The sequence below is a fragment of the Halomonas sp. ALS9 genome, from assembly GCF_001651035.1.
GTDB lineage: Bacteria > Pseudomonadota > Gammaproteobacteria > Pseudomonadales > Halomonadaceae > Vreelandella.
This window is the reverse complement of sequence record NZ_LXRG01000054.1, coordinates 452,192-465,133: the sequence shown is the minus strand read 5'-3', so window position 1 is coordinate 465,133 and position 12,942 is coordinate 452,192. Positions and strand designations below refer to the sequence as shown.

Annotated in this window: 17 protein-coding genes; 13 read left to right on the top strand and 4 right to left on the bottom strand. The window is 51.8% G+C overall.

Annotation, left to right across the window (positions count from 1 at the left end; all coding sequences use genetic code 11):
- The first annotated feature begins 117 nt into the window (after positions 1-117).
- From A6R74_RS03740 to A6R74_RS03720, 5 genes are all read left to right on the top strand, one after another.
- The gene (locus A6R74_RS03740) at positions 118-519 is read left to right on the top strand and encodes a hypothetical protein (RefSeq protein ID WP_064233103.1); all 402 of its coding nucleotides are present in this window, start codon (positions 118-120) and stop codon (positions 517-519) included.
- 119 nt (positions 520-638) lie between these two features.
- The gene (locus tag A6R74_RS03735; protein ID WP_064233102.1) at positions 639-938 is read left to right on the top strand and encodes a hypothetical protein; all 300 of its coding nucleotides are present in this window, start codon (positions 639-641) and stop codon (positions 936-938) included.
- A gap of 84 nt (positions 939-1,022) precedes the next feature.
- Positions 1,023-1,451 (top strand): hypothetical protein, encoded by a 429-nt coding sequence (locus A6R74_RS03730; RefSeq protein WP_064233101.1) that lies wholly within the window; start codon positions 1,023-1,025, stop codon positions 1,449-1,451.
- Positions 1,452-1,558: 107 nt separating this feature from the next.
- The gene (locus A6R74_RS03725) at positions 1,559-2,050 is read left to right on the top strand and encodes an SUKH-4 family immunity protein (RefSeq protein ID WP_064233100.1); all 492 of its coding nucleotides are present in this window, start codon (positions 1,559-1,561) and stop codon (positions 2,048-2,050) included.
- A gap of 132 nt (positions 2,051-2,182) precedes the next feature.
- Positions 2,183-2,527, top strand: coding sequence for a hypothetical protein (locus tag A6R74_RS03720; RefSeq protein WP_064233099.1), 345 nt, complete (start codon positions 2,183-2,185; stop codon positions 2,525-2,527).
- Between the two features lie 275 nt (positions 2,528-2,802).
- On the opposite strand, the gene A6R74_RS03715 is transcribed toward A6R74_RS03720, so the two are convergent.
- Positions 2,803-3,756 carry a GlxA family transcriptional regulator gene (locus tag A6R74_RS03715; protein WP_064233098.1) on the bottom strand — a complete coding sequence of 318 codons (954 nt, stop codon included), beginning with the start codon at positions 3,754-3,756 and terminating at the stop codon, positions 2,803-2,805.
- A 148-nt stretch (positions 3,757-3,904) separates the two neighbouring features.
- Here A6R74_RS03715 and A6R74_RS03710 point away from each other — a divergent pair, with 148 nt between their 5' ends.
- The 4 genes from A6R74_RS03710 (at position 3,905) to A6R74_RS03695 (ending at position 6,647) form a co-directional block, all read left to right on the top strand.
- Positions 3,905-4,783 carry an MBL fold metallo-hydrolase gene (locus A6R74_RS03710; protein ID WP_064233097.1) on the top strand — a complete coding sequence of 293 codons (879 nt, stop codon included), beginning with the start codon at positions 3,905-3,907 and terminating at the stop codon, positions 4,781-4,783.
- A 124-nt stretch (positions 4,784-4,907) separates the two neighbouring features.
- Positions 4,908-5,453, top strand: coding sequence for a cysteine hydrolase family protein (locus A6R74_RS03705; RefSeq protein WP_064233096.1), 546 nt, complete (start codon positions 4,908-4,910; stop codon positions 5,451-5,453).
- 186 nt (positions 5,454-5,639) lie between these two features.
- Complete coding sequence (locus tag A6R74_RS03700) at positions 5,640-6,101, top strand: GNAT family N-acetyltransferase (RefSeq protein WP_064233095.1); 462 nt, start codon at positions 5,640-5,642, stop codon at positions 6,099-6,101.
- A 105-nt stretch (positions 6,102-6,206) separates the two neighbouring features.
- Complete coding sequence (locus tag A6R74_RS03695; RefSeq protein ID WP_165603347.1) at positions 6,207-6,647, top strand: GNAT family N-acetyltransferase; 441 nt, start codon at positions 6,207-6,209, stop codon at positions 6,645-6,647.
- A 227-nt stretch (positions 6,648-6,874) separates the two neighbouring features.
- Here A6R74_RS03695 and A6R74_RS03690 read toward each other — a convergent pair whose 3' ends face one another.
- Positions 6,875-8,743: a putative bifunctional diguanylate cyclase/phosphodiesterase gene (locus tag A6R74_RS03690; protein ID WP_240488154.1), complete on the bottom strand. Its 1,869-nt coding sequence runs from the start codon at positions 8,741-8,743 to the stop codon at positions 6,875-6,877.
- A gap of 265 nt (positions 8,744-9,008) precedes the next feature.
- On the opposite strand from A6R74_RS03690, the gene A6R74_RS03685 reads away from it, so the two are divergent.
- Positions 9,009-9,803: a 2OG-Fe dioxygenase family protein gene (locus A6R74_RS03685; protein WP_064233093.1), complete on the top strand. Its 795-nt coding sequence runs from the start codon at positions 9,009-9,011 to the stop codon at positions 9,801-9,803.
- Between the two features lie 76 nt (positions 9,804-9,879).
- On the opposite strand, the gene A6R74_RS03680 is transcribed toward A6R74_RS03685, so the two are convergent.
- Positions 9,880-10,425, bottom strand: a complete 546-nt coding sequence (locus A6R74_RS03680; protein WP_064233092.1) for an invasion associated locus B family protein — start codon at positions 10,423-10,425, stop codon at positions 9,880-9,882.
- A gap of 155 nt (positions 10,426-10,580) precedes the next feature.
- Entirely contained in the window at positions 10,581-11,108 is a 528-nt protein-coding gene (locus A6R74_RS03675; RefSeq protein WP_064233091.1) for a PadR family transcriptional regulator, read from the bottom strand.
- Positions 11,109-11,225: 117 nt separating this feature from the next.
- Here A6R74_RS03675 and A6R74_RS03670 point away from each other — a divergent pair, with 117 nt between their 5' ends.
- The 3 genes from A6R74_RS03670 to A6R74_RS03660 all read left to right on the top strand — a co-directional run bounded on the left by A6R74_RS03670 (position 11,226) and on the right by A6R74_RS03660 (position 12,873).
- Positions 11,226-11,597 (top strand): DUF2306 domain-containing protein, encoded by a 372-nt coding sequence (locus tag A6R74_RS03670; RefSeq protein ID WP_064233192.1) that lies wholly within the window; start codon positions 11,226-11,228, stop codon positions 11,595-11,597.
- A 109-nt stretch (positions 11,598-11,706) separates the two neighbouring features.
- Positions 11,707-12,333, top strand: coding sequence for a LysE family translocator (locus A6R74_RS03665; protein WP_064233090.1), 627 nt, complete (start codon positions 11,707-11,709; stop codon positions 12,331-12,333).
- Positions 12,334-12,381: 48 nt separating this feature from the next.
- The gene (locus tag A6R74_RS03660; protein WP_064233089.1) at positions 12,382-12,873 is read left to right on the top strand and encodes an arsinothricin resistance N-acetyltransferase ArsN1 family B; all 492 of its coding nucleotides are present in this window, start codon (positions 12,382-12,384) and stop codon (positions 12,871-12,873) included.
- The last annotated feature ends 69 nt before the right edge of the window (positions 12,874-12,942 follow it).

Sequence of the window (12,942 nt, the reverse complement as noted above, 5' to 3'; positions counted from 1 at the left end):
TTTAACAAACGGCTGCACCGGACAAACTTCCGCTGTCACCTTTTGTGCAAAAAACACGCACAAAAGCCGCCATCAAAAATTTGCTCGGTGAGCCGGGCGTTATGCAAAGGTTAACTTATGGAGCACATAAACATTTTCGCTCGAGGCGTTTGGAAGTGCATTCCTGATGAAGAAGACTCATCCTGGGTAAAAACCATCTCCGAGGCCGAAATTTCAAAAGAGCCACTTGGTGATTTTGGGGCAATTATCAATGAAATGCTTTCTAAGGGTGTTGCGTCAGAAACAATAGCTCGATTTGCCAAGATAATAGGGTACGAAACAGCCTTTCGTCTTTGTTACCATCTTGAGGATCCATCCGCATCTTACGACAGCTTTGCAAATGACGCCGATACAATTGCATGGGGTTTATTCGAGGTGATTCCAGAAAGCGATGCACCACGTCAGAGGCTTACTGGAGTACACGAAATTCTGCTATCAATGGATCCAAGTGGTCGTGAAATGAGACCTAAGAATGCATAACCATGCAATCAAGTACGCTCCCTGCGGTCCCCGGTCCCCGGTCCCCGGTCGCCGGACGCCGGACGCCGGACGCTCGTACCTCGCGCCGCTTATTGCGGGCGTTATGGCTCAGGTGAACTATGAAGGTATCTGAGATATTTGAAGAAGAACCGGTAAAGTGGGGACTAAGGGGCGATCCTATTCTGTGGCGTGAACTGAAAGAACGCTTAAGCGTTATTTACATGCCTGAATCGCCTGACGAGCTAAAGGAAATTATAGAACGGGAGTACGAAGTATCTAATGGCCGTTGTATCTCCCATGAAAAGAACTTCGGCGTCGAGCGGCTCAAGACCCATGGGATGTCGAGCGGCGGTGTTTGTCCTGAATTTTGGGTTAATCGTGGCATTCCACTATTGGTCAGCCGTCATGCAAAGCCGTAACCAGTTGCACCAGTGCGCGCCTGCGGCGCCGGACGCCTCGTTCCTCGCGCCGCTGTGCAAAACGTTAGTTTTCAGGATGTATTCGTGCCCAATCAAGACAAAATATCGCTCGATGCACTGCTTGATGAGTATAAAGCCCAGCCAGTAGGCGATGGGTACATAGATATTATTGTATCGCGGGAGAACTACCGACCTTTTGCAAGTGCGCTCATCAAGAACGGATTCATCGTCGAAGCAATAAGCTGGTGGGAATACCTTGAAAGTACCAATCAGCCAAGCACTTATGGCATGGGCGGCCCCACGAGTAAGTACTATCCAGGGTGGTTCGCAGAGACTTGTACGGATTTAGACACGATACCCGTGCCAAGTGATTCTTTATCCACCATCATTGAAGTCGTCGAAGGTAAAGTGCTTGGTGAGTATGATGGGCATCTTGTCAGCTTTGAAACATCGCACTCATTGACCCCAGCATTTTGGTTAAATGTCGATGAAAACTGGAAGAACACGCAGTAGTAGGTAAAAACTAACAATCCAAGGCAGTGGGACATATTTTTGCTTCGCTGCGCTCAAAACGCAAAAATATGCCCCTGCTTGGGGGCGTTAGCTACATTGAGGACTGCATGACATCAGAAGAGTTTAAGGCAAGATTCATTAAAGCCCTCCCGGACGTTCCAGAGGAGCTCAACTTAAAGTTAGATGAATTTTCCCAATTCCCAGAGTCTGCTCTCTTGGGGTATGAGCTCCGAGATGATGATCGGGATTTTCTCTGCAAAGTTGGCTTTCCAAGGCAAGCAGCGTCATTCCTGAGCTTTTCGAGTTATGAAGCGCTCAGCAATATGCAAGCCGGCTTCTTTCCAATAGGCTCAGATGGAAGCGGAAGTAATATTGGCATCGAGCTAAGCTCTGGTAATGTAATTCTGCTTGATCATGATTTTGGTATGAAAAGTGTCTTTATTAACAGTTCGCTTTTTCTGTTTGCCGAGTGTCTTTGCCTTTTCCAAGAGCACCTTACGAGAGAAGCTATGGCTGGCTGTGTAGAGGCATTGTGCCAGATTGATCGCTATGTAAACGACCAAGACGGGTGGTGGTATAATGAAGTTGCCAATGCGTAGTTCAGTAGCTAACAAACGGCTGCACCGGACAAATTTCCGCTGTCACCTTTTGTGCAAAAACACGCACAAAAGCCGCCATCAAAAATTTGCTCGGTGAGCCGGGCGTTATACAAAAGCGAGAGAACATTTGGCATGGAAAACAAACGTCTTGAACTTGATATTTTTCTAAATCATATTAAAGAAAATTTTGGCGAGGCAGTCATATTTGACGCTGTTGATGAGCTAACAAATCAAGAGGTGGTTTTTGAAGGCCAGTTTCCGTTTTTGGACGATGCCACCATGAGAGAGCGCAATTTTGAAGTTCAAATGTCTCTTTTCGAAAGGTATGGATACGAAGGGCCGGATGAAACTCACACCAGAATGGTTGATGTCCCGGGACGGGGTTGGATGAACTGTTTCTATAGGTTAAGTGGGCGATTCAGTACTATGGAAGATGTTAAATCCGAAGTCCTTCGCCATTTTACGAATCAGGTGTAACCAAGCCATTAAGTACGATCCCTTCGGTCGCCCGACGCTCGCGAGCTCGCGCGGCTTATGGCGTCGTTATATCAGAGAAGACTAAAAGGCCGCTTCTGGCTGAAACCAGCCTTTTAAAGCCATCAGAAAAGGGGAATGTCATCAATATGGTTGCATTCCTTTTTGCCTAAGCCATGCGTTGACTCAAAACGCGATGAATCTTGCAGGTGACTTCAACCGGTTGAACCGGTGAAGCCATAAACGCAGCCAATGGCAGGGTAGGGCTCCGATATACGTCAGGCATTGTCGCCGAAGGTCTTGCGCCAGTCGCGGGGGCTCACTTGATGGCGATGCCTAAAATGTTGTCGGAAAGACGTTGCTGTGTGAAAACCTACTCTCTCTGCAATTGCTTCTACCGATAAAGAAGTGGTTTCCAATAGCTCGCGCCCATGTCGTAACCGCTCGTTCACGAGCCACTCCACCACCGTCATGCCGGTCGCTTTTTGAAAGTGACGCGTGAAGGTACGTCGGCTCATGGCGGTTCGAGCCGCTAAATCATCAATACTATGCGAAGCGACTAAGTTTTCTCTCAAATAGTCCAATAAGCGATTGATGTGGGCATCCTGGGTAGAGACGGCAACAGGTTGCTCAATAAACTGCGCCTGCCCGCCTTCGCGATGCGGCGGAACCACCATGATACGGGCAATCTTGTTGGCAATCTGCGCGCCGTAATATTTGCGCACCAAGAACAAGCAGCAGTCCAGGCCAGCAGCCGTGCCAGCGGACGTCACTAGACGATCCTCCTCCACATAAAGCGCATTGGTGTCGAGTTTGACGCTTGGGAAGCGCTCACTGAAGTCCTGCTCAGCTACCCAGTGGGTTGAGGCCCGCCTGCCATCCAGTAAGCCAGCGTAGGCCAGCGCATATGTGCCGAAACAGAGTCCCACCACGTAAGCACCCCGTTCATGGCAGCGAACGAGCGCCTCGGCCAGCTCAGGTGCTGGCGATTCATCCAGATCATGCCAGCCGGGTACCACGGCGATATCCACGTTGTCCAAGAGCGCTAAACCGCCGTCCGTCCTTAGCGTCATTACCCCCTCACTCTCTAGTGACGTTCCCTCTGGTGCCACAATGGAAAGATCGAACAGCGGTTGATCTGGCAACTCCATCCCGAACACCGTATAGGGCACCGAAAAATGGAAAGGGGTGATACGTGGATGAAGAATCAATCCGACACGAGGTAAGGGCAAGGCTTTGCTCCTAAGGTTTTATTCACTTAAACGGTACCATGCTGGCCCAAAAGTTTCGATCATTGTCTGTTAGGCCAATGTTTGTGTCGGTCACCTCTCTCTAAACTGCATGGCATCAACCCAATAACGTATTGAAGGACGTCATTAGATGCTCACTAAGACTTTAACCAGTTCACTTCTGTTAGCCTCGGTTTTCATTGCCGGTAGCGCATTCGCAGCGTCAGGTGCTCAGGAGACAATCCAGCAGGTACAGCAGATTCGTAACGCCACGGTGAAAATCACCTACGGGGATACCACTTTCTTGATTGACCCTATGCTGGCTGAACAGGGCGCCTATCCAGGTTTCGAGAACACCTACCGCAGCGAGTTGCGTAACCCACTGGTCGGGCTGCCAATGCCAGCAGAGGATTTGATCGACGGCATAGACGCCGTCATTGTTACCCATACCCACCTTGACCACTGGGATGACGCTGCCCAGGTGCTATTACCGAAGGGTATTCCTCTGTTCGCCCAGAATATGGAGGATGCTGAGCTGATTCGCTCTCAAGGTTTCAGCGATGTGCGCGTTCTTGAAGATGGTACCGAGTTCGGCGGAGTGCAGCTTCACAAGACGGGTGGCCAGCATGGCTCAGATACCCTCTATGCTGTTCCTGAACTGGCGCAATCGCTCGGCGAGGTCATGGGTGTGGTCTTTGAAGCACCGGGACAGAAAACCACCTATTTAGTCGGCGATAGCGTATGGCGCGACGAAGTTGAGCAGGCATTGGCGCACTTCAACCCTGAGGTGATTGTGCTGAATACCGGTGCCGCAGAAGTCACTGGCTTCGAAGGTGACCCCATTATTATGGGCAAGGAAGATACGCTGCGTACTCATCAGGCAGCCCCCAGTGCCACCATTATCGCGGTACATATGGATGCCGTGAACCATATGACGCTAAGCCGTGACGAATTGGCTGACTACGTGCAGGAGGAGGGTCTCCAGGAACGCGTCTTGATTCCCGCTGATGGCGAACTAGTCTCCTTCTGATTCCCAATGGGCCTCCATCCTTATGGTGGCCCATGTCATTATGCCAGCGTGCCGACTGAGCGCTCGTTCAGAGGGCAATGTCACCAAAACGCTGGGTAAACGCTATTGAAAGAGGATTAACACTATGAGTAATCGCGCCATTATTGTCGTCGATATCCAGAATGAATATTTCCCCGGTGGAAAGTTGCCGCTGATAGGAATTGAAAAAGCAGCGAAGAATGCAGCCAAGGTCATTGAGCATGCTCGATCGACAAAAGATTTTGTCGTCTATCTGCAACATGAGTCTACTGATTCAGAAGCCCCTTTCTTTACCCCCGGTTCGCAGGAGGTGGCTATCCATCCTATGGTCGCTCCCCTTGAATCGGAAACAGTGCTAGTGAAGCATTTCCCCAACTCGTTTCTTGAGACTGGTCTGAAAGAGCTGCTGGATAAGCAGGGTATTGATGAAGTCGTGGTCATCGGCGCCATGAGCCATATGTGTATTGATGCAACAAGCCGTGCAGCGTCGGACTTAGGCTATAAGACGACGACCATACACGATGCCTGTGCCACTATGGATCTTGAGTTCGATGACGTGAAAATACCTGCGCATCAGGTACACGCCTCAATAATGGCAGCCTTGGCATTCGCCTATGGCACGGTAATCACCACGAGCCAATATATCGAGTAACGTTATAGACTTGTAAGCTGTGTTTATCTCAATGCCGCCTTCGTGAAATCACTGATGGTCGGCGGTATTGGGGGGATGTCGCTGGCTGGGTAAATAAATAAAGATGACCGGCGATGGAGACGGCTCGAAATCGGGTTTTCCTTCAGCCTCGTTAGGCCTATAACCAACCATTACACATGGTTCGCAATGAAAATCACATACAGAGTAGCAGCACCTGAAGACACGCCCGAGTGCATCGCGTTGAGAGGTAAGACAAGAGAGAATGCTTTCTCTGTCGAGCAATTGGAAGAGCTCGGCATAACTCTGGATAGCTGGCAAACAGGCATTAGTGATGGCTCCTTACCTGGCTACGTCGGTGTTAGTGAAGGAAGGATTGGCGGTTATTGCTTTGGCGATAGAGAAACTGGAGAAATTGTTGTTCTTGCATTGTTACCAGAATACGAAAACAAAGGTATCGGCAAGATCCTACTAAATCTCATGACTGAAGATTTCAAAGTACTCGGCTTCAAGAGGCTTTTCCTCGGTTGCTCATCCGATCCGAGAGCTCGTTCATATGGTTTCTATCGACATGTAGGCTGGCGTTCAACTGGAACTTTTGATGATGCAGGTGACGAAATACTTGAATACATTCCTCCGCCATTAAAATAAATTAGGAGGTTGTAAGCTTACATCGCCTAACAAGTGTTTTAAATCACTCGTTCCGTTCGCTGGGATGAGTTTAAGCTCGAAATGCTAATCATACAGAGATCCACTATGGAGATTCGACAGGTTGAGCAGAAAGAAATTGAAGGCGTTCTAAACCTGATCGATGAGTATGATCGACCTCGTTCGCCTAGGCCGTCCTATGACGACATGCGCACCATTCACAAAGCTATATTGGAAACCGGTGGATGTGTAGTAGGTGCTTTTTCCACTGGGAGTATGGTCGGCACTTGCACCATAAATATTTGCGCAAATCTGAGTTGGTCTGGTCGCCCATATGCGATCATAGAAAACGTAATTGTTTCCAAGAGTCACCGGAATCAGGGTATAGGCAAGGCTATCCTTGAGTATGCAACAGACTTCGCACAGCAAGCTGGTTGCTATAAAGCGGCGCTCATGACTGGCTCCAAAGAACCTGCAACCCATAGGTTATACGAGTCCGCAGGCTTTAGCGCGAGCAAGCAGGGCTATCAAATACGGTTTAATGCTTAACGAGGCTTATTTAATACGCTGCCTGCTGTCGCCGAGCCTCATTTCACCGTCACTCGGCTGTTTATGGCGAGCGGTATATAAGATGTGCCAAAGGATAGCCTCTGGCCGATAAAGGCGATCCAGCTAGGGCCAAAGAGTCAGTCCCAGCGATCAATGAGCATCGAGGTCATTCACAAAGTCTCCAGTCATGGCAACCCCGGGTATGGGATCCCAAATCACGACAAGGCTCAGCTCGACGGCCCTTCGTGACCAGGCACGAAACCGCCCAGCAGGCGGTCGATTTCCTTGGCCGGCATCGGACGGTAGAAGAAGAACCCCTGGATGAGGTCGCAATGCATTTCGCGAAGCAATGACAACTGTTCGGCGTTCTCGACGCCCTCGGCCACCACCTCCAATCCCAACCGATGACCGATGAAGATGGCACCCTCCATGATGGCCCTATCCTTTGGCTGTGTGAGAGCGTCGTTGATGAAGGAGCGATCGATCTTTAGGGCAGTGGCTGGAAAGTGCTTGAGGTAGCTCAGGGAGGAATAACCGGTTCCGAAGTCGTCGATAGCAATATGAATACCGCGATGATAGAGGCGCCGCAGGTCCTCGAGGACGGTCTCGTCGGCTTCGATCAGGACATTCTCGGTCAATTCGATGCCGATATCCCGCGGAGCTAAGCCGTGACGCTGCAGCGAGTCCTCGAAGCCTTTGAGGGCATCGGGACGCACCAGTTGGCGACCCGATACATTGATGTCGATGCGGTGCTGATGAAACCCCTTGGCACGCCATTCCACCTGCTGGCGGCAAGCCTCTTCGATGACCCAGTCGCCCAGACGATGGATCAAACCGGAACGCTCGACCAGCGGGATAAACTCGCCAGGCGAGATCGTCGGGCCCTCGGCAGGCTCCCAGCGTATTAAGGCCTCGAGATTCTCTATTCGCCCACTGGCCGCGGAGACCTGGGGCTGGTAGTGGAGGGCGAATTCACCGTTATCCAGGGCTTCCTCGAGTCGCGCCGAGAGATAGTGCTGGCGAACCAGCTCATCATGGAGCTTCTGTTGGAAGAAGCGAACAGCACCCCGACCATCTAGTTTGGCACGATTCTTGGCAACATCGGCATTACGGATCAATTCGCGTGACGATTCACCATTCTCGGGAAAAAGCGCCACGCCTAGGCAGGCCGTGACCTGACGCTCCCGACCATCCAGGGCGAAAGGTTCCCGAAAGACATTCTGGACATGACGAACGACCCGTCTGACATCGGAGTCCAAGTGGACGCCGGGAAAGGCCAGCACGAATTCATCGCTAGAGACACGAGACACCAGGTCGGTAACTCGCTGGCGCTCTCTCAGTCGCCGAGTCAGCTCAACGAGTAGGCGATCACCCTGATCATAGCCAAGAGCATCATTGATCTCGACGAAGTGATCGATGTCCACATAGATGGTTGCCAGGCCATTGCCCTGGCGTCGACAGGAATCCAACAGACTGTCCAGGTCGACCTCGAAGGTCTGGCGGTTGGGTAGGTGGGTGAGCCTGTCGAAATGGGTGGCGAATTCCAGGTCACGGTGGGCGCGCTTCTGGTCGGAAAGATCAACATCCACGCAAAACATCAAGGGTGAGTCGGTATGCTCATTGAGCATCAGGTGCTGCGAAAAGACCGATACCAGTTCACCGGTTTTATGCTTGAGCTCAAGTTCATCGGCGGGTATATCGACCCCTTCTTTGATCCAGGCATCATGTGCCTGGATCACCTCGTCACGCATTAAGGCAGGAATGATCAGATCTTCCAGTAACTGTCCCAGGGCTTCCTCAGCGGTATAGCCATAGAGGCGAGTGCTACCCTCATTCCAGTAAATCACTCGCCGATCGCGATCATACCCCTGAACCGCCACCTTCGGCAGACTCTCCAGCAGGGTGCGGAATCGCTGCTCACTCTCCAGATACTGGCGGCGTACTAACTCGACTTCTTCCCTGCCGACATCATGCGAATCAATGCCATCCGTTGGAGGTATCTTTGACACCTTCAACACGAGCGCACCGGAAAACTCCCTGCGGTTCTTCTTCAGGCGTTCCGGATCTCTGTGATGTCGGGAATCGCTGGCAGTCATGGGATCCACTTAAAGAAAAAACACTGTCAAGAGCCATCATAATGGCAACAATAGTCACTTTATTGTGATTATCCTACACCTATGTGAAGGAGGTAACCTAGACATATACGTCATCAGCGGTCTGATCCTGTTTTCAAAAAAATTACTCTTTCTTAGTACATTTCTTTGACATGTATTTGCAAATCTTTTCATTTCTCTCCTGTTGACCGCGTTCTTACACCGGCAACCCAGGGCAATTCCGCCCAGTTAACAGGAGAATACCAACATGAAACTCGATACCCTCAAGCACGGTTTTGATCTCACCTTCATGCCTGTCGATTCACTCGCCGATTATTGGCATCCGGGAGTGACCGAGGCGCTGAGGCATCAGGATTGGGCGAAAACCGATATTCGGGGACGAATTGATCTGACCGCCTGGCAGGGGTTTACCGCTGACCTGCCGCGCGATCCCTATGTGAACCAGCGATGGAAGCGAATGTCATGGCTCGCCCTGAATGATCAGGGAGATGTCGAAGATATGGGCCAATGCCCCATGGCCCAGGGAGGGGCCTTCAATGACGCGGAAAGCATGGCGGATCGCCTGCGGTACTATGATCCGCTGACTCGGGAATTCATGGCGCGCCCTGATGTGAAGGCCTTCGTTCGCGCCTGGGCAAAGCTGTGGAGTATCGGTGCGCGCGAACCCATCCTGATGCAGATCACCGGGGTTCGCGGGGAAGGCAGCATAGACCCCCTTCAGGGACAGGGGATTCATGCCGATGGCTGCAAGGCCTTGAGCATTCTGGTCCTCAATCGAGAAAACGTGGCAGGGGGTGAAAACCACCTCTATGGCGACAAGGCTGGCACGCAACCCTTGGTTGATATCACCCTGAGTCCGGGTGATATCCTTCATCTGCGCGATGACCGGCTATTCCACAGTGTCGACGGGATCGAACAGCTCGACAGCGAGACACCCTTCGAGCGGTTCATCATCATTATTAATAGCCGTTTCGTGGACGATTTCCAGAATCGGATGTTGCGCCGCTACTTTCCGGAAGCGGTTCTCAATGAGAGCTACTGACACTCTCTGTAAACTGAGAACCTAGCAACATCAACGCCCCCGGAATTCCGGGGGCGTCTTGTTCGGGGGAGTGAGATCAGGGAGCGATGCGGGCACTGGCGTCGGTAAAGCCGATCAGCGAAATTTCTAGGTCCATGCGGTCACCGCGTGGATCAATCATGCTGAGGGTTGCCGTATTGCCACTGCGGAGTTGCTGCAACATCGACGGCTCAATGGGGACGTCAGCACGGCACCCTTGCTCCTGGCAGACCTGATAGGGGAATTGGATTGGCTCACCGTTATCCACACTCAATTGCAAGCCCGGGGCCAGGCGTACCCCTAGCGGCACGAAGAAGCTCATCGCCGGGTCATTGATCTGGGGCGGATAGTCGAGGATTACCTGCATCAAGGGCTGGTCGCTGTCAGGTTGAGTGACCAATTGCGACATCGCACAAGGGGCTGGTCCCGCGGCATTACGCTGGCAACGGACTTCCCAGTCCTGGAACGACTCAGTAGTGACATCATTACCGGAGGCAACCCCCGCTTGTTGTTGGCTGAAGGCATTGGGAGACAAAACTAAAATCGATAATAGCCCCATCCTGCCTAGGTTTTGAGACAGGTTTTGAGTAAGAGAGTGCGGCATTGGCGTAACCTCCTGTTGGTTCGCTGATGGTGGATAATAATACTCACCATGCCTGCTTGTTCGCTTGAGGTCGAGCCCTTGATTTACAAGAGCTTGGTTTACAAGAGCTTGGTTGGGCGGTTTTTTTATTTAGTCTCAACTAAAGGCCATCATAGCTACTCTTCCTTCATTACTTCCTCAACCCATTCCACCCACGTTTCTGTAAGGCGCTGACCAAGCCGCAGCGTGTGCCAGGGCGCGCGCTGGGCGGGCGTCAGCGCCTGTGGGTCGCTAAACCACTCCCGCTCGATGGCGGCGTAGGTCGTCAGGCGCTCCTTGAGTTGCTCGCGAAAAGCGGTGAGCTCTTCGCGGCGGGCCTGCTCGGGCCAGCGCTCCCAAGCGAAAAATTTGGCAAACAGCGGCTGGCGCACAGGGTTGGCGGCTAAGGGCTCGGCGAGCCAGGTGTCGAGCGCTTGAAGGCCCGCTTCGGTAACTCGATAAATCTTGCGGTCGGGGCGTTCAGTTTGCGGCAGCGTCTCACATGTTAACTGGCCATCACTGCGCATCCGTTCAAGCTCGCGGTAGAGCTGCTGATGGCTGGCTTGCCAAACATGGGCAAGGCCCGCTTTGAAGCGTTGCAGGATATCGTAGCCGGTGCCGGGCTCACGCTGCAGAGTGATTAACAAAACGGCGCGTAGGGACATAAGGAACCGTGTGTTGTGAGAGTGTTATGCACATAGTTGCATATTAAAGAAGTAGAGACTAGCCTTATGCAACAAGTTGCATTTGCCGGGCGGTTTGCTTGGCTCTCGGAGGTTTCCATGGCTTTGACTTTGCATCTTTACGCGTCCCTTCTGGCCCTGGTGCTTGGGGCCATCCTGCTGCTCTCGAACAAGGGCACTATCCTCCATCGCATATTGGGCAGCACTTGGGTGCTGGCCATGGCCCTCTCGGCGTTGAGCTCCTTCTGGTTCGGCGGCGGCGTTCTGCCGTTGATGGGGCACTTTGGGCCGATCCACCTGCTTTCGTTATGGGTGTTAGTGGCGCTTGCTGTTGCGGTGTTGGCGATCTTCAAGGGCAGGGTAGAGCAGCATCGCAGTGGGATGATGGGTGCCTACCTGGGGCTGGTCGGTGCCTTTATTGGTACCTTGGCGCCGGGGAGGTGGGTTGCCGTGCAGCTAGGCATATGGTGACAGTTAAAAGTCAGCAATGAAGATATAGGCAATAAACGCCTCACAGAGCATTCCAACCTTCGTTGAGCTTATGCTAACTTAGCAGTAACTAACTGTGAGGTGGCGCCCGATGTCTATCGAAATGTGGTTCGCTTTTGCTCTTGCCTCAGTGGCCTTGCTTGCCATCCCGGGGCCAACAATTTTAACCGTCGTTAGCTACTCGATTGCCCAAGGCAGGCGCGCTAATATTCCGCTTGTTGCTGCGGTGGCGTTAGGCGATTCAACGGCGCTGCTTTTTTCGTTGCTGGGTCTGGGTGCGGTGTTAGCCACCTCGGCCTTTTGGTTCACCGTGATCAAATGGATCGGTGGTTTATACCTGCTATATATGGGCATAAAGCTTTTACGTGCCGGTATATCGTCGGTGCAACCGGTCGCGCCTAAGGTATCAGGGTCGCGCTGGAAGCTGTTCGCTAATACTTATCTCGTGACCGCGCTTAACCCGAAAGGCATTATCTTCTTCGTCGCCTTTTTGCCGCAATTCGTTAGCCCGAAAGCCGATGCAGGTCAACAGCTGTGGATGTTGGCCGTCACCTTCGTGGTGTTGGCAACGCTAAATGCCACGCTTTACGCCGTGTTCGCAACGTCGGTGCGCAAAATGCTTGCATCGCCTCGTGCGCAACGCCGTTTTAACGTCGTTGGTGGAACGTTGCTTTCTTCGGCGGGTGTCTGGGCGCTGCTTGCCAAACGGCCTGCGTGACAGGCGTTTGGTGATTTTAAAATCGTTAGAATACAAACGGAATTAACCATGATCAGAGATGCCGCAAAGAGCGATGCGGGCGCAATAGCGCATATTTATAATTTCTACATTGAAAATACCGCTATTTCGTTTGAAGAGAAGCCCGTATCGGGTGCTGATATCGAGCGCAGAATTGAGGGGGTTCAGGGGGCTGGTTTACCCTGGCTGGTGGCCGTAGAAGATGGTGCTGTGGTGGGTTATGCCTACGCGACAAAATGGAAGGAGAGAAGCGCCTATCGATTTTCAGTCGAAGCTAGCGTCTACCTTGCCAACCAGATGCAGGGCAGGGGCTTGGGTGCAAAACTGTATAAAGCTACCTTTGCCAAGCTGAAAGAAGGTGGAATTAATACGGTGATTGGCGGTATCACGCTTCCCAACTCTGCCAGTGTCGCTCTGCATGAAAAAATGGGTATGAAAAAAGTGGCTCATTTTGAAAAAGTAGGGTTCAAGTTCGATCAGTGGCACGACGTTGGCTATTGGCAGATAAGCTTGGATGCCTAATGGTCATTCAGCATATTTAAGCAAGCCTCGAAGATAAATTTAGGTGACTTAATTATATTAGGCGCTTTT

Coding starts and splice junctions, on each gene's coding strand:
- A6R74_RS03740 (WP_064233103.1), top strand. CDS start 118: ATGGAGCACATAAACATTTTCGCTCGAGGCGTTTGGAAGTGCATTCCT.
- A6R74_RS03735 (WP_064233102.1), top strand. CDS start 639: ATGAAGGTATCTGAGATATTTGAAGAAGAACCGGTAAAGTGGGGACTA.
- A6R74_RS03725 (WP_064233100.1), top strand. CDS start 1,559: ATGACATCAGAAGAGTTTAAGGCAAGATTCATTAAAGCCCTCCCGGAC.
- A6R74_RS03720 (WP_064233099.1), top strand. CDS start 2,183: ATGGAAAACAAACGTCTTGAACTTGATATTTTTCTAAATCATATTAAA.
- A6R74_RS03710 (WP_064233097.1), top strand. CDS start 3,905: ATGCTCACTAAGACTTTAACCAGTTCACTTCTGTTAGCCTCGGTTTTC.
- A6R74_RS03705 (WP_064233096.1), top strand. CDS start 4,908: ATGAGTAATCGCGCCATTATTGTCGTCGATATCCAGAATGAATATTTC.
- A6R74_RS03700 (WP_064233095.1), top strand. CDS start 5,640: ATGAAAATCACATACAGAGTAGCAGCACCTGAAGACACGCCCGAGTGC.
- A6R74_RS03695 (WP_165603347.1), top strand. CDS start 6,207: ATGGAGATTCGACAGGTTGAGCAGAAAGAAATTGAAGGCGTTCTAAAC.
- A6R74_RS03690 (WP_240488154.1), bottom strand. CDS start 8,743: ATGACTGCCAGCGATTCCCGACATCACAGAGATCCGGAACGCCTGAAG.
- A6R74_RS03685 (WP_064233093.1), top strand. CDS start 9,009: ATGAAACTCGATACCCTCAAGCACGGTTTTGATCTCACCTTCATGCCT.
- A6R74_RS03680 (WP_064233092.1), bottom strand. CDS start 10,425: ATGCCGCACTCTCTTACTCAAAACCTGTCTCAAAACCTAGGCAGGATG.
- A6R74_RS03675 (WP_064233091.1), bottom strand. CDS start 11,108: ATGTCCCTACGCGCCGTTTTGTTAATCACTCTGCAGCGTGAGCCCGGC.
- A6R74_RS03670 (WP_064233192.1), top strand. CDS start 11,226: ATGGCTTTGACTTTGCATCTTTACGCGTCCCTTCTGGCCCTGGTGCTT.
- A6R74_RS03665 (WP_064233090.1), top strand. CDS start 11,707: ATGTCTATCGAAATGTGGTTCGCTTTTGCTCTTGCCTCAGTGGCCTTG.
- A6R74_RS03660 (WP_064233089.1), top strand. CDS start 12,382: ATGATCAGAGATGCCGCAAAGAGCGATGCGGGCGCAATAGCGCATATT.